The following is a 15,391-nucleotide window of genomic DNA, read 5'->3' as shown; positions in this document are numbered from 1 at the left end:
ATGGACGGTTTGCCCCTTGGGCCGATGCTCGCGGTATTTGTCCTGCTGATTTTATGGTCAGGGTTGTTTACCGCCGTCGAAATCGCGCAGCAACACCTGCTCGCGCAACGCACCGCCTCGCGCGCCAGCGATAAGCCGCTGGCGAAGCTGAGCTTCCCGCTCGACAGCCTCATTCTCTGCAATACCCTGTGCCGCGCTCTCGCGGTCGTCATCGCGACACTGCTGGCGATTTTCCTCTGCGAAGAAAACGGCCCTTGGGCTGCGTGCCTCGGTGCCGGCGCAATTCTGCTGGTGTTTGCCGATTACTTCCCGCGCACCGTCGCCCAGCGTTATCCCGATGCGGTGCTGGCGTTTGGCAATACCTTGCTGACCGTGCCACTGAAGATTGTCTATCCGTTTGCCTGGTTGTTCAGCCGTATCAGCGGTTTGCTGATGACTCCATTTGCACGCAAGGTTCAGGTCGTGCAGCAAAGCGAAGATGACTCGCCTGCCGATCGGTACGACGATCCAGAACACCCGGTCCGGGCGCACCCGGTCTCAGGCATTCATGCGCTGGACAATATTACGGTCAACGACATTCTGGTGCCGCGCAGTGACGTCGACGGCATCAACCTCGATGACTCGATCGAAGAAATCATCGAACAACTGCGGCATAACAAGCGCACACGCCTGCCGGTGTTCCATAGCGACATCAATCAGGTTGAAGCGGTGCTCAACACCCGGCAGATCCGGCACCTGCTGAACAACGGTGATCTGACGCGCGAAGCGCTGCTGGCCGCTAGTTACGAACCGTACTTCGTGCCGGAAAGCACGCCGCTGCAACTGCAACTGCTGAACTTCCACAAGCAGCAGCGGCGCCTGGGCATGGTCGTGGATGAGTACGGCGAAGTGCTCGGCATCGTCACGCTGGAAGACATTCTCGAAGAAATCGTCGGCGAGTTTGAAAGCGAGCACAGTCTGGATAATCCGCATATTCATCCACAGGGCGATGGCCGCATGGTCATTGACGGTGCCGCGTCGATCCGCGAGCTGAACAAGTGCCTGGGTTGGCATTTGCCGAGCGATGGGCCGAAAACGCTGAATGGGCTGGTGACTGAAGCGTTGGAGACGATTCCTGAGAGCGCGGTGTGCTTGAAGATCGGGCGCTATCGGCTGGAGATTCTCGAGACCGAGGAGAACCGGGTGAGCAAGGTGCTGATTTGGCATACCTCGTCTGTGCCTGCTTTGCTGCCTGCCCGATAAAAGATCAAAGATCAAAAGATCGCAGCCTTCGGCAGCTCCTACATTTGAAATGCGTTCCCATGTAGGAGCTGCCGCAGGCTGCGATCTTTTTGCTCTTGTTCAATCGTTAGCCCCCTTCCTATAATCGAGGCGCTTACCCAAGCCCCGCCGAACCTCGTGCTTACCCCGCACCTGACAGGTTTCGGCCATTTCTGCATTACACCGGCGACTGTTCCTACCTGAAACAGCGACCGCGCCTCATCCCACATCCCTGGGTGCTCGACCATAATAATTCGCTCCAATGGAGCTCATGACTGTCAGGGATCACCGCATGACGACCAGTACCGCTTACAGTGCCACCGCGCCTGCCCAACCGACGAATTCCGCCACCCGCGTGGCGACGGCGAGTTTTATCGGCACCGCGATCGAGTTCTACGACTTCTATGTTTACGCCACCGCCGCCGCTTTGGTGATCGGGCCGGTGTTCTTTCCTCAGACCTCTGGCACCGCGCAGATGCTGTCGGCGTTCCTGACCTTCGGCATCGCCTTCCTCGCCAGACCGCTGGGTTCGGCGCTGTTCGGCCACTTCGGTGACCGTATCGGGCGCAAGTCGACGCTGGTGGCCTCGCTGCTGTTGATGGGCGTGTGTACGACGCTGATCGGCGTGCTGCCAGGTTACGCCACGATTGGCGCCTGGGCGCCGATTCTGCTGTGCGTGCTGCGCTTCGGACAGGGCCTGGGATTGGGCGGTGAATGGGGTGGCGCTGCATTGCTGGCCACGGAAAACGCGCCGAAAGGCAAGCGTGCGTGGTTCGGCATGTTTCCGCAGCTCGGACCTTCGATCGGCTTTCTCGCCGCGAACGGCTTGTTTCTGACCTTGGCCATGACCCTCGATGACGAGCAGTTCCGCAGCTGGGGCTGGCGGATTCCGTTCCTGCTCAGCGCAGCGCTGGTGATGGTCGGTCTGTATGTGCGATTGAAACTGCATGAAACACCGGTGTTTGCCAACGCCATCGCCCGTCAGGAGCGGGTGAAGATACCGCTGGTCGAGCTGTTCAGTCAGTACTGGGCGCCGACATTGCTGGGCGCGGCGGCGATGGTGGTCTGTTATGCGCTGTTCTATATCTCGACGGTGTTCTCACTGAGTTACGGGGTTTCCACACTTGGCTATAGCCGCGAAACCTTCCTCGGGCTGCTGTGTTTTGCCGTGCTGTTCATGGCCGCCGCCACGCCGCTGTCGGCTTGGGCCAGCGACCGTTACGGGCGCAAACCGGTGCTGATCATCGGTGGCGTGCTGGCGATTCTTTCCGGGTTCCTGATGGAGCCGTTGCTGACTCAGGGTTCGACCTGGGGCGTGGCGCTGTTTCTGTGCATCGAGCTGTTCTTGATGGGCGTGACGTTTGCACCGATGGGCGCGCTGTTGCCGGAGCTGTTTCCGACTCACGTGCGTTATACCGGTGCTTCGGCGGCGTATAACCTGGGCGGCATAGTCGGGGCCTCGGCGGCGCCGTTCTTTGCGCAGAAACTGGTGGCGATGGGCGGTTTGAGTTATGTCGGTGGGTATGTGTCGGGGGCGGCGGTGCTGAGTTTGATTGCGGTGCTGTGCCTGAAGGAAACGCGTGGCAACGATCTGAATCAGGTTGCCTGACAGAAGATCAAAAGCTTCGCGAGCAGGCTCGCTCCCACAGGTTTTTGGGGTTGGTCACAGATTCTGTGTTCACCCAATCCCATGTGGGAGCGAGCTTGCTCGCGAATGTCGCGACTCGGTTTAGAGCTCGACCACAACAGCCTGAGCAGCGCGGGTCGCCTTGGCACGAGCGGCTTCGATCGACTCATCTCGCGCCAGCGCCACGCCCATGCGGCGCTGGCCATTCACTTCCGGCTTGCCGAACAGTCGCAGCGCCGTGTCCGGCTCGCTCAACGCCGCGCCGAGGTTGGCGAAAGCGGTCTGAGTCGACTGCCCTTCCACCAGAATCACCGCCGAAGCCGATGGCCCGAACTGACGGATCAGCGGTACCGGCAGGCCCAGAATTGCGCGAGCGTGCAGGGCGAACTGCGACAGATCCTGCGAAATCAGCGTTACCAGACCGGTGTCATGCGGGCGCGGCGAAACTTCGCTGAACCACACCTGATCACCCTTGATGAACAGCTCAACGCCGAACAGACCGCGACCACCCAGCGCTTCAGTTACCGCTTTGGCAACGCGCTCGGATTCAGCCAGGGCAACCGGGCTCATGGCTTGCGGCTGCCAGGATTCCTGATAGTCACCCTTCTCCTGACGGTGACCGACCGGCGCGCAGAACGTAGTGCCGCCGATGTGGCGCACGGTCAGCAGGGTGATCTCGTAATCGAAATCGATGAAACCTTCGATGATCACCCGGCCTTTGCCGGCGCGACCGCCCTCTTGCGCATAATCCCATGCCTTCTGCACGTCATCAGCGCTACGCAGCAGGCTCTGGCCTTTGCCCGACGAGCTCATGACTGGTTTGACGACGCATGGGAAGCCTAGGTCCTGAACGGCTTTGCTGTAGTCCTCGAAGGTGTCGGCAAAGTGGTACGGCGAGGTCGGCAGGTCCAGCTCTTCGGCGGCCAGACGACGGATGCCTTCGCGGTTCATGGTCAGTTGCGCAGCGCGCGCGGTCGGGATCACGGTGAAGCCTTCGGCTTCCAGTTCGACCAGCGTGGCGGTGGCGATCGCTTCGATTTCCGGCACGATGAAGTGCGGTTTCTCGGCTTCGATCACGGCACGCAGGGCAGCGCCGTCGAGCATATTGATCACGTGACTGCGATGGGCAACCTGCATGGCTGGCGCATTGGCGTAGCGATCGACGGCAATCACTTCAACGCCCAGGCGTTGCAGCTCGATCACCACTTCCTTGCCCAACTCACCACAGCCACACAGCAATACGCGGGTCGCGGTTGGCGACAATGGAGTTCCGATACGGGTCATCTCAGGTCCTCAAAGAAGCGGATCATCGAGGAAAGCAACGCTAGACGCGCTTTCCATGGGGAGAAAGCGCGGCATTTTACATGAACCTGAGGCTTTGGCTTCAGCCGGCGACGGCCTGTTTACGCTCGCGCCAGGCCATGATCAGCCAGACGGCGGTGACACCGGCGAATTTCGAAGCCAGTGCGGTGATGATCACCGGCGGCGTCAACAGGTCGATCATGCCGAAGAAGATGAAGGTATCGATAGGAATGCTAAGTGCCGAACTGATCCACAAGCGGTCGCGCAAGGGGCGCTTGGTGATGCTGAACACCAGCCAGTCGATGATCTCGGACACTGCGAACGCTGTGGCGCTGGCAAGGGCAATGGAAGGATCTGACGTGACATAAGACAGCACCAGCGCCGCCAGCATCGCCACGAGTGCGCCGTGACCGAAGCGGGTTTGCACCATGTCGCGCAGTATGAAGACCAGACCGCCCCAGGCCGACCAGATGACGTCCAGGTGTGGCGCGGTAGAGAAGGCGAAGTTGATCAGCACAACGCTGCTGATGTAGGCGATGAGGAAAATCATGGAGGCGACCTGGCAGATTGGCGCACAGATTACTGGACCCGCAGATCAAGAGCCACCCCCTCACCCCAGCCCTCTCCCCCAGGGGGCGAGGGGGAAAGGGAGCCCATCTTCCCTGGATTCCAATCCGAGCTCGACTCGATAACGCAGATAGGTGCAGCTTGAACAATCCCTTTCCTTCAGGCGAGGGGGAAAGGGAGCCGATCGGGGGCTTTTCAAACCTGAGTTCGACTCAATCGTTCAGGTCGATGTAGTTCGAACTATCAACTCGGTCAGTCCCCTCTCCCTCTGGGAGAGGGTTAGGGTGAGGGCACCCTCAAGCCGATCACGATTTCGAAGGGATCATCCACACCAACCCACTCGCCTTCGCCCGCTCATGACACAACCCCAGCACCACGCGGCGCTCGTCGTTGGTCATACGGCCCCAGCGGGTGATCTCCGCGACCGTACGCTGGCAGCCAGTACAAATGTCATCCTCATCCAGCGCACAAATATTCACGCACGGCGAGGCAACGGGTCTTTCGGCGGTATTCATTCTTCTTGCTCAACCAGATCACGAGCATAGCGCTGCGAGTTATGCACATAGTGGGCGGCGCTGGCTTCGAGCATCTTCTTCTGCGCCTCGGTCAGTTCGCGCACGACCTTGCCCGGTGAGCCCATCACCAGCGAACCGTCGGGAATCTCTTTGCCTTCGCCAATCAGCGAGTTGGCGCCAATGATGCAGTTTTTGCCGATCTTCGCGCCGTTGAGAATCACCGCGTTAATGCCGATCAGGCTGTAATCGCCGACGGTGCAGCCGTGGAGCATGGCGTTGTGGCCGATGGTCACGCCGGTACCGATGGTCAGCGGAAAGCCCATGTCGGTGTGCATCACCGTGCCGTCCTGCACATTGCTGTTCTTGCCGATCAGGATCAGTTCGTTGTCGCCGCGCAGCACGGCGTTGAACCAGACGTTGGCGCCCTCTTCGAGTTTGACCTTGCCCACCAGTACGGCATTGGGGGCGACCCAGCTTTGTGGATGGGTCTCGACACGGGCGTCGCCCAAGCGGTATTTCATCTTGTTTTCCTCAGGGCTCACGGTGAATGGCCATTCTGCCGATGGCTCAGGTATTGATGCGTTCAAATATCAAGAAAGCTTTTCGGCGGTTGGTGCAGGCTGATCTTGGCGTCATAGAGCAGATTGATCAACTCGACGATCATGATCGCGGTCAGCCCCCAGATCTTGTACTCGCCAAAGCGGTAGCTCGGCACGTACCAGCTGCGACCCTGATAGTCGATGCGGTGCGTGTGTTCACGGGGGTCTTTGCGGAAGAATTCCAGCGGCACAGTGAACACCGCAGCAATCTCGGCATCGTTGGCCAGATACTCGACAAAATCAGGGATGACGCCGACATACGGCGTGACCTTGATGCCGTGCAGGGAGATCAGCGGACTGAGCGGGCCGATGATTTCAACCAGGCCGGGTGGCAGGCCGATCTCTTCTTCGGCTTCGCGTAGCGCGGTGAAGATCAGGTCGGGGTCTTCCGGGTCGCGACGGCCACCGGGGAACGCGACTTCGCCGCCGTGGGTCGAGAGCCCGCTGGCGCGCAGGGTCAGTACCAGTTCCGGCTCGTCACTGCGGGTGATCGGCACCAGAACGGCGGCCTCGGGGAAACGGGTGTCGGTCTCCAGCGTGCGCGGTGTGTGGTTGCTAACCCTATGCAGTAGCTCGTCCAGCATGAGTGTTCTCGATCTGTGCCTTACTCTGCATCATGCACCAATCGTTGCAAGCGCCCAAGCCCCCGAAACCCGCCGTGTCGCGAAACGACAACTTGCCGACCGGCACCGCTGCACGCCAAGATAGGCGCAGCATTCAGGAAGCCCAGCATGAAATTTTGCAGCCACTGCGGTAACCCGGTCACCCAGCGCATTCCCGAAGGCGATTCGCGGCTGCGATTTGTCTGTGACAGCTGTCAGACCATTCACTATCAAAACCCCAATATCGTCGCCGGTTGCGTGCCGACCTGGGGCACGAAAGTGTTGCTCTGCCGCCGCGCCATCGAGCCGCGTCTCGGCTACTGGACCTTGCCCGCCGGCTTCATGGAGAACGGCGAGACCATCGAGCAGGCCGCCGTACGCGAAACCGCCGAAGAAGCCTGCGCCCGGGTGCGCAACCTGAGTATCTACACGCTGATCGACGTACCGCACATCAGTCAGGTGCATGTGTTCTTCCGCGCCGAACTGGTCGACCTGGACTTTGCCGCCGGCCCCGAGAGCCTCGAAGTACAACTATTCGACGAAGCCGACATTCCCTGGGACGAGCTGGCTTTCCGCACGGTGGGGCGTACCTTAGAATGCTTCTTCGCTGATCGGCGTATCGAGGCGTATCCGGTTCGGTCTGAATCGATTCCTCCGTTGGCGCAGCCGGTCATTATTTAATCAAGACATTGGCATGATGGCCGACAAAAAGATCGCAGCCTTCGGCAGCTCCTACATGTACACATACATATAAAATGTTGGTTATCTGCGTCACTCCTTGGGGAATCGTTTCAATGCGCTGGTTGCTTGCCCTGTTTTGCCTGTCGTTCGTTACCGTCTCCCAAGCGTCATTCGTGACCACCGTGACGCCGTCGAATACACCTCTTATCGAAAAAGTTCTGGTGCTTAAATCCGCGCATCAACTGCAGCTGATCGCCGACGGCAAGCCGCTGAAGACCTATCGCATTTCCCTGGGCAAAGGCGCGAAGAAAGGTCCGAAACTGATAGAAGGCGACAAGCGCACGCCAGAAGGTTTCTATTGGATCGACTGGCGCAAGACCAGCGACAAATTCAATCTGTCGATGCACATTTCCTACCCGAACATCAGCGATTCGGCCCGCGCCCGGCGTGAGGGCGTCGAGCCCGGCGGGATGATCATGATCCACGGCACGCCGGATTCGGAAGAGACCCCGGAAGACCTGTTCCACACCCTGGACTGGACTGACGGCTGCGTCGCCATGCGCAACGTTGATATGCGCGAAGTATGGAACCTGGTGCCGGACGGCACGATGGTCGAAATTCGCCCTTAAACCCTGACCACTGGTCACCTGCAAAAAAATAAATCAAAAGATCGCAGCCTGCGGCAGCGCCTACAGAGGTGATACCACTCTCAACTGTAGGCGCTGCCGCAGGCTGCGATCTTTTGCTTTTTATAGGCCAACACTAATACCACTTGAAACCACACCCCCTAAAACCCTCCATTCCATTGGGCCAAAGGCCATTTCCGTGCGTTGACATGGTATTCAAGTGGTATTAATTTCCGCCCCACAAGCGAGCCACAACAATCCTATACTCGCGACGGAAATGCCCTACATGAACGACCTCCATACCCTACGCCCGGACGACTCCCAGCCGACGCCGCTGTACCTGCAGCTAGCGCGCAATCTGGAAGCAGCGATTCATGCCGGGCAGTGGAAGTCCGAGCAGGCGATGCCTTCGGAACGCAACCTCAGCGAGCAACTGGGCATTTCCCGAGTGACTGCGCGCAAGGCGCTGGAAGTTCTGCTTGATCAAGGCCTGATTCGTCGCCTGCAAGGTTCCGGCACTTTCATCACCCCTCGCCTCGAACAACCGCTGTCGCGCCTTTCGGGTTTCAGCGAGATGCTGCGCCTCAAGGGTTTCGTACCCAGCTCGCAATGGCTGGAACGCGAAATCACCCTGCCGACCCACGAAGAACTGATCCGCCTCAGCCTGTCGCCGAACGACAAGGTCGCGCGCATGAAGCGTCTGCGCAAAGCCGATGACACAGTCATGGCCATCGAAATGAGCACCCTGCCCGCCTCGATCATGCCCAAGCCGCAATTGGTTGGCGATTCGCTCTACGAATACCTCGACGGCATCGGCAAGCCGATCGTCCGCGCCCTGCAGCACATCCAGGCGATCAACGCCTCTGACGAGTTCGCCGCACTGGTCGGCATCGCACCCGGCACCGCGATGCTTCTGATGACCCGGGTCGGCTACCTCGAAGACAACACACCGATTGAAGTCACCGACACCTATTGCCGCAACGACTACTACGACTTTGTTGCAGAGCTTCGTAGATAAAGAGCTGCGTCGTTAAGCGCGGCCAAAAGCGAGAACCAAAATGTCCGAAGACAACATCCTTACCGCCAGCGGCTGGGTTCGCGGCCGGCTGGTCCACGAACACGGCAAAGTCGTGTCGATCGAAGGCGTGCCCTGCGATCCGACCGACAATGACCTGCCGTATCTGCTGCCGGGTTTCATCGATCTGCACGTCCACGGCGGCGGTGGCAAAGACATCATGGAAGGCGCCAGCGCCTTCGAGACCATCACCAGAACCCACGTGCGTTTCGGCACCACCTCGCTGCTGGCCACCACCATGACCGCGCCGAGCGCCGAGATCTCCAGCGTCTTGAAAGAAGTCGGAGAGTTCTGCGAACAGCGTCCGAAAGGTGCCGCGCGAGTCCTCGGCGTACACCTCGAAGGCCCGTACATCAACCCCGGCAAACTCGGCGCGCAACCGAACTTCGCCCACACCGCATTGATGGCCGAAGTCGAAGAATACCTGGCACTGGCGCCGATCCGCGTGATCACCATCGCCCCGGAAATCGCCGGCCATGACGGTTTGATCCGTGAGCTGAGCAGCCGTGGCGTGCGCATGCAGATCGGCCACACCCTCGGCAGTTACGAGGAAGGCGTTGCCGCACTCGATGCCGGTGCGACCAGTTTCACCCATCTCTATAACGCCATGAGCCCGCTGCATCACCGCGAGCCAGGCATCGTCGGCGCCGCGCTGGCCCACGCCAAATTCGCCGAGCTGATTCCGGATTTGCTGCATGTGCATCCCGGCGCCATTCGGGTGGCCCTGCGCTCAATCCCGTGCCTGTATTGCGTCACCGATTCGACTGCCGCCGCCGGCATGCCCGACGGTGAATACAAGCTCGGCAGCCACACCGTGACCAAATGCCTGGGCGGCGTACGCCTGCCCGACGGCACGTTGGCCGGCAGCACGCTGACCATGGATCAAGCCCTGCGCAATCTGGTGAAGATCGGTTTGCCGATCGCCGAGGCCTCGCAACGCCTGTCGCAATTTCCCGCCGACTATCTCGGCATTACTGAACGCGGGCGCCTTGCACCTGGCGCCTGGGCCGACTGCGTGCGGCTGGACCGCTCACTCACACTGACCGCCGTCATGGTCGAAGGAGAAGACATTGACTTCAAAAATGCTTGAAGAGGCGCTGTCCTCGTTCGAGGCCGTGCAAGCCCAACTGCAACAGCTCGACCCGCAAATGATCGAAATTGCCGGGCGCCTGCGCCGTCAGCCGCCGCAAGTGGCAATGACTGTGGCTCGCGGCAGCTCCGACCACGCGGCGAGCTACTTCGCCTACCTGACCATGCAGCAACTTGGCGTCCCGGTGGCGTCGTTGCCGATGTCGGTGGTGACCATGCAGCAGGCGCCGTTGAAGGTCAGCGGTCAGGTCGCGTTCGCCTTTTCCCAGTCGGGGCAGAGCCCGGATCTGGTCAACAGCTTGCGTCTGTTGCGCAAGCGTGGCGCGTTAAGCGTGTCGATGGTCAACGCCGCCGATTCGCCACTGGAAGCCGCGTGTGAATTCAGCGTGCCACTGCTCGCCGGGACTGAAAGCAGCGTCGCCGCGACCAAAAGTTTTATCGCCACCCTCAGCGCCAGCGCTCGTTTGATCGCGCACTGGAAAGAGGACAACGAATTGCTCGAGGCCGGCAACGCCCTGCCTGAAGGCCTGCGCGAAGCGGCGAAACAGGACTGGAGCATGGCCATCGAAGCGCTGCTCGATTGCGAGCGTTTGATGGTCATCGGCCGGGGAGCCGGGTTTGCCATCGCCCAAGAGGCAGCGCTGAAATTCAAGGAAACCTCGGCGATTCAAGCTGAAGCGTTCAGCAGCGCCGAAGTCCGTCACGGCCCGATGGCGCTGATCGACGAACACTACCCGTTGCTGGTTTTCGCCCCACGCGGCGCTGAACAGGCTGGCCTGCTGAGTCTTGCGGCGGAAATGCGTCAACGCGGCGCCCGCGTGTTGCTGGCAGCGCCGGACGATGTGAACGAACGCGATCTGACCCTGACCCGCGCCGAGCACCCGGCCCTTGATCCGATTCTGGCGATCCAGAGCTTTTACGTGATGGCCGCCGGTCTGGCCGTGGCCCGTGGCATGGACCCGGATCAGCCACGTCACCTGAGCAAAGTGACCCGCACGCATTAATTGAAGCAAACCTGTAGGAGCTGCCGAAGGCTGCGATCTTTTGATTTTGATTCACAGAAAGACAAGATCAAAAGATCGCAGCCTTCGGCAGCTCCTACAGGGGACATCGAACCGAGATATAACCGATGAGACCGAGCCATGCACAACAACAATAAAGAGCTGACCCTCAGCGCCCCGCTCAGCGGCCCGGTGCTCACGCTCGCCAAAGTCCCGGACGCGGTGTTCGCCAGCGGCGCCATGGGCGACGGCATTGCTATCGACCCGATCAACGACACGCTGTATTCGCCGTGCGCCGGAATGATCATTCACGTCGCCCGCACCGGCCACGCGCTCACCGTGCGTGCCGACAACGGCGCGGAGATCCTTCTGCATCTGGGCCTCGATACCGTTGAGTTGAACGGCGAAGGCTTCTCGATGCTGGTCAAGGATGGCACCCGCGTCAGCAAGGGTCAGCCGTTGTTGCGCTATGACCTGGACAAGGTCGGCCAGCAATGCAAAAGCCTGGTCAGCCTGTTGATCCTGACCAACAGCCAGGATTTTCAGGTGCGGCCGATTACGCTCAAAGCAGTGAAAGTCGGCGAGCCGTTGCTGCACATTATTGCGCGCAACGGTCTGGCGGCGAGCGCAGCAGTCATCGGCGGGCCTGAGGTTCATGGCCATGTTCTGGTGGCCCATCGCGGTGGTTTGCATGCCCGCCCGGCTGCGCTGATTCGGCAGACTGCGCAAGGGTTCAAGAGCCAGTCGCAACTGCACTTCGCCGGCAAATCGGCGCCGTGCAACAGCCTGATCGGTTTGATGGGCCTGGCCGTTGGCGAGCAGGATGAGGTGCAGGTCAGTTGTCAGGGGCCGGACGCTGAAGCCGCGCTGCAAGCGTTGCTCAGCGCGTTGGCCACGGCGCTGCCGGATGATCATCACGCGGTGGCGCCGGTCAATGTTGCCGCTCTTAAGCGCCCGGCCGAGGCTGGCGTGTTGCACGGTGTATGTGCTGCGCCGGGACTGGTTGGCGGGCCGCTGTTTCGTTTGAACGCGATCAGTTTGCCAGCGGATGCGGGCAATCATGATCCGCTGCAGCAACAGCAGGTGCTCGACACAGCGCTGACTCAGGTCCGCAACGAAATCGACGCCACCCTCATGCAAGCGAAAAAAAACAGGAATGCCGACGAAGAAGCGATCTTCGCCGCGCATCTGGCACTGCTCGAAGACCCGGCGCTGCTCGATGCTGCACAGCGATCCATCGAACAAGGTTGTGCGGCAACTCACGCCTGGAGCCAGTCGATCGACGTGCAGTGCGAAATGCTGCAGCAAACCGGCAGCGCGCTGCTGGCCGAACGCGCCAACGATCTGCGTGACCTCAAGCAACGGGTGTTGCGGGCATTGCTTGGCGAAGCCTGGCATTACGATGTGCCGGCCGGCGCCATTGTTGCCGCTCATGAACTGACGCCTTCGGATCTGCTGCAACTCAGCGCGCATGGCGTTGCCGGGTTATGCATGGCCGAGGGTGGCGCGACGTCGCATGTGGCAATTCTCGCTCGCGGCAAAGGTCTGCCGTGCATGGTGGCGTTGGGTTCTGCCTTGCTTGATCAGCGACAAGGCCAAGCGGTGGTGCTTGATGCCGACAGTGGACGCCTCGAACTGACGCCAGATGCCGAACGCCTGGCTGAAGTTCAGCAGGCGCAACTCGACCGTCAGCAGCGCCGCAACGCACAGCAAGCCAAGGCTCACCTGCCTGCAGAAACCCGCAACGGCGTGACCATCGAAGTCGTCGCCAACGTTGCCTCCAGCGGTGAAGCGGCAGATGCCTTCGCCAACGGCGCTGATGGCGTTGGTCTGTTGCGCACTGAGTTTTTGTTCGTCGATCGTCAGACCGCGCCGGATGTCGAAGAACAGCGTGCGGCCTATCAAGGCGTACTGGATGCGATGGGCGATCACTCAGTGATCATCCGCACCATCGACGTTGGCGGCGACAAGCAACTCGATTACCTGCCGCTGCCCGTCGAGGCCAACCCGGTGCTCGGCCTGCGCGGCATTCGTCTGGCTCAGGCGCGCCCGGAAATCCTCGACCAGCAACTGCGCGCGCTGCTGCAAGTCAGCCCGCTGCGCCGCTGCCGGATCCTATTGCCGATGGTCACCGAAGTGGATGAGTTGCTGCACATCCGCCAACGCGTCGATGCGCTGTGCCTGGAGATGGGCATCACGCAACGCCCGGAAATCGGCGTGATGATCGAAGTCCCGGCCGCCGCGCTGCAAGCCGAACAACTCGCCGAACACGCCGACTTCCTTTCGATCGGTACCAACGACTTGTCGCAATACACCTTGGCCATGGATCGCGATCACGCAGGCCTGGCCGCCCGCGTCGACGCCCTGCACCCGGCGCTGCTGCGCCTGATCGCCATGACCTGCGAAGGCGCGGCGGTGCACAAGCGTTGGGTCGGCGTCTGCGGCGCCCTCGCCTCCGACCCGCTGGCCACACCCGTTTTGATCGGCCTCGGCGTGAGCGAACTGTCGGTCAGCCCGGTGCAGATCGGTGAAATCAAGGACCGCGTGCGTCAACTGCACGAAGCCGAATGCCAGCGCCTCAGTCGTGACCTGCTCAAGCTGAGCAGCGCCACCGCCGTGCGTCACGCCTGTCATCAACATTGGCCTCTGCGCTAACAAAAACAAAAAGGACAAACGCCATGTACCAACTCTTCATCGAAGGCCTGCAACGCCTCGGCCGCGCGCTGATGCTGCCGATCGCGATCCTGCCGATTGCCGGCCTGCTGCTGCGCCTGGGTGACACCGACCTGCTGAACATCGCGATCATTCACGATGCCGGCCAAGTGATCTTCGCCAACCTGGCGATGATCTTCGCCATCGGCATCGCCGTCGGTTTCGCCAAGGACAACAACGGCACCGCCGGCCTGGCCGGGGTGATCGGTTATCTGGTGATGATCTCCACGCTCAAGGTGCTCGACGCGAGCATCAACATGGGCATGCTCGCCGGTATCGTCAGCGGCCTGATGGCCGGCGCGCTGTACAACCGCTTCAAGGACATCAAGCTGCCGGAGTATCTGGCTTTCTTCGGTGGTCGACGGTTTGTGCCGATTGTCACAGGGTTCGCGGCGGTCGGTTTGGGTGTGGTGTTCGGTTATATCTGGCCGCCGATCCAGCACGGCATCAACGCGTTTGGTGCGCTGATGATGGAAAGCGGCAGTATCGGCGCGTTCGTGTTTGGCGTGTTCAACCGCCTGCTGATCGTCACCGGCCTGCACCATATCCTCAACAACATGGCGTGGTTCGTGTTCGGCAACTTCACCGATCCAACTACCGGGGCTCTGGTGACGGGTGACCTGTCGCGCTACTTCGCCGGTGATCCGAAGGGCGGCCAGTTCATGACCGGCATGTTCCCGATGATGATCTTCGGCCTGCCCGCCGCGTGCCTGGCGATGTATCGCAACGCCCTGCCGGAACGGCGCAAGGTGATGGGCGGGATTTTTCTGTCGATGGCTTTGACGTCGTTTTTGACTGGGGTGACCGAGCCGATTGAATTCGCCTTCATGTTTCTGGCGCCGTTGTTGTATCTGCTGCATGCGCTGCTGACCGGGTTGTCGATGGCGATCACCAATGCGTTGAACATTCACCTCGGTTTCACCTTCTCCGGCGGTTTTATCGACATGGTGCTGGGCTGGGGCCGCTCGACCAATGGCTGGTTGGTGATTCCGGTCGGGCTGGCGTATGCCGTGGTGTATTACGCGGTGTTTGATTTCTGCATTCGTCGCTTCAATCTGAAGACGCCGGGGCGTGAGGATGTCGCTGTCAGTGAAAAAGCCGTACTGACTGAGAACGAGCGCGCCAGTGCCTACATCAAGGCGTTGGGCGGAGCAGAGAACTTGCTCACCGTCGGCGCCTGCACCACGCGGTTGCGACTGGAGATGGTTGATCGCAACAAGGCTTCGGATGCAGACCTGAAAGCGTTGGGGGCAATGGCGGTTGTGCGTCCGGGTAAAGGTGGGAGTTTGCAGGTTGTGGTTGGGCCGATGGCGGACAGCATTGCGGATGAGATTCGCTTGGCGATGCCTTCTCTGGGACGTGCCGCTCTTGTTGAAACTGCTGTTGTTGCTGATGAGCCTAAAACCGTAGTGGTCGCCGGTTCCGAGGCGCAGCAATGGCTGAATGCATTGGGCGGTGGCGACAATGTGCTGCAACTGGATTGTATTGCGATGACGCGGATTCGGTTGCAATTGGCGGATGGCAAGGCGTTGTCTGAGGCGCAGTTGAAGGATCTGGGGTGTCACGGTGTCAGCCAGTTGGATGGCGGAGTCTGGCATTTGCTGGTGGGTGATAAAGCAGCGAGTTTGAGCGGGGCACTGGAAACGCTGGTCAACCGCAGCGAAGTCAGCGCCAAAGCCTGACCCCAAACATCACCCAAGGAGCTGCCGCAGGCTGCGATCTTTTGATTTTGCTT

Annotated in this window: 14 protein-coding genes; 9 read left to right on the top strand and 5 right to left on the bottom strand. The window is 60.5% G+C overall.

The genetic code is table 11. The features are described from left to right. Nucleotides 1-1,242: a transporter associated domain-containing protein gene (locus J0G10_RS06375; RefSeq protein ID WP_095050341.1), complete on the top strand. Its 1,242-nt coding sequence runs from the start codon at nucleotides 1-3 to the stop codon at nucleotides 1,240-1,242. Nucleotides 1,243-1,552: 310 nt separating this feature from the next. Then, a complete protein-coding gene (locus J0G10_RS06370) occupies nucleotides 1,553-2,869 on the top strand; it encodes an MFS transporter (RefSeq protein ID WP_095050339.1) in 1,317 nt (438 codons plus the stop codon). A 120-nt stretch (nucleotides 2,870-2,989) separates the two neighbouring features. Here the strand turns inward: J0G10_RS06370 and purT are convergent, their stop codons facing one another. The 5 genes from purT to J0G10_RS06345 form a co-directional block, all read right to left on the bottom strand. Next, complete coding sequence (gene purT, locus J0G10_RS06365; protein ID WP_093436840.1) at nucleotides 2,990-4,171, bottom strand: formate-dependent phosphoribosylglycinamide formyltransferase; 1,182 nt, start codon at nucleotides 4,169-4,171, stop codon at nucleotides 2,990-2,992. Between the two features lie 100 nt (nucleotides 4,172-4,271). Further along, nucleotides 4,272-4,739 (bottom strand): 7-cyano-7-deazaguanine/7-aminomethyl-7-deazaguanine transporter, encoded by a 468-nt coding sequence (locus J0G10_RS06360; RefSeq protein ID WP_220558097.1) that lies wholly within the window; start codon nucleotides 4,737-4,739, stop codon nucleotides 4,272-4,274. Nucleotides 4,740-5,061: 322 nt separating this feature from the next. Next, on the bottom strand, nucleotides 5,062-5,271 hold the full coding sequence (locus J0G10_RS06355) for a DUF1289 domain-containing protein (protein WP_093436849.1): 210 nt from the start codon (nucleotides 5,269-5,271) through the stop codon (nucleotides 5,062-5,064). Further along, nucleotides 5,268-5,792 (bottom strand): gamma carbonic anhydrase family protein, encoded by a 525-nt coding sequence (locus J0G10_RS06350; RefSeq protein ID WP_134174792.1) that lies wholly within the window; start codon nucleotides 5,790-5,792, stop codon nucleotides 5,268-5,270. Before J0G10_RS06350 ends, J0G10_RS06355 begins: the two co-directional genes overlap by 4 nt. Nucleotides 5,793-5,854: 62 nt before the next feature. After that, nucleotides 5,855-6,454, bottom strand: a complete 600-nt coding sequence (locus J0G10_RS06345) for a CoA pyrophosphatase (protein WP_099758082.1) — start codon at nucleotides 6,452-6,454, stop codon at nucleotides 5,855-5,857. 147 nt (nucleotides 6,455-6,601) lie between these two features. On the opposite strand from J0G10_RS06345, the gene J0G10_RS06340 reads away from it, so the two are divergent. From J0G10_RS06340 to nagE, 7 genes are all read left to right on the top strand, one after another. After that, nucleotides 6,602-7,153 carry an NUDIX hydrolase gene (locus J0G10_RS06340; RefSeq protein ID WP_007909002.1) on the top strand — a complete coding sequence of 184 codons (552 nt, stop codon included), beginning with the start codon at nucleotides 6,602-6,604 and terminating at the stop codon, nucleotides 7,151-7,153. A 113-nt stretch (nucleotides 7,154-7,266) separates the two neighbouring features. Further along, the gene (locus J0G10_RS06335) at nucleotides 7,267-7,782 is read left to right on the top strand and encodes a L,D-transpeptidase family protein (RefSeq protein WP_095050942.1); all 516 of its coding nucleotides are present in this window, start codon (nucleotides 7,267-7,269) and stop codon (nucleotides 7,780-7,782) included. 283 nt (nucleotides 7,783-8,065) lie between these two features. Beyond that, a complete protein-coding gene (locus tag J0G10_RS06330) occupies nucleotides 8,066-8,797 on the top strand; it encodes a GntR family transcriptional regulator (RefSeq protein WP_093436861.1) in 732 nt (243 codons plus the stop codon). Between the two features lie 40 nt (nucleotides 8,798-8,837). Beyond that, on the top strand, nucleotides 8,838-9,944 hold the full coding sequence (nagA, locus tag J0G10_RS06325; protein ID WP_095126660.1) for an N-acetylglucosamine-6-phosphate deacetylase: 1,107 nt from the start codon (nucleotides 8,838-8,840) through the stop codon (nucleotides 9,942-9,944). Continuing rightward, nucleotides 9,925-10,947: an SIS domain-containing protein gene (locus J0G10_RS06320; protein WP_220558095.1), complete on the top strand. Its 1,023-nt coding sequence runs from the start codon at nucleotides 9,925-9,927 to the stop codon at nucleotides 10,945-10,947. Before nagA ends, J0G10_RS06320 begins: the two co-directional genes overlap by 20 nt. 138 nt (nucleotides 10,948-11,085) lie before the next feature. Next, entirely contained in the window at nucleotides 11,086-13,599 is a 2,514-nt protein-coding gene (ptsP, locus tag J0G10_RS06315; RefSeq protein ID WP_220558077.1) for a phosphoenolpyruvate--protein phosphotransferase, read from the top strand. Between the two features lie 23 nt (nucleotides 13,600-13,622). Continuing rightward, nucleotides 13,623-15,338, top strand: a complete 1,716-nt coding sequence (gene nagE / locus J0G10_RS06310; RefSeq protein ID WP_220558075.1) for an N-acetylglucosamine-specific PTS transporter subunit IIBC — start codon at nucleotides 13,623-13,625, stop codon at nucleotides 15,336-15,338. Nucleotides 15,339-15,391: the final 53 nt, after the last annotated feature.

The organism is Pseudomonas germanica (genome assembly GCF_019614655.1).
GTDB lineage: Bacteria > Pseudomonadota > Gammaproteobacteria > Pseudomonadales > Pseudomonadaceae > Aquipseudomonas > Aquipseudomonas neuropathica.
Note: the sequence above shows the minus strand (reverse complement) of the source record. Positions and strands in the feature narration are given on the sequence as shown.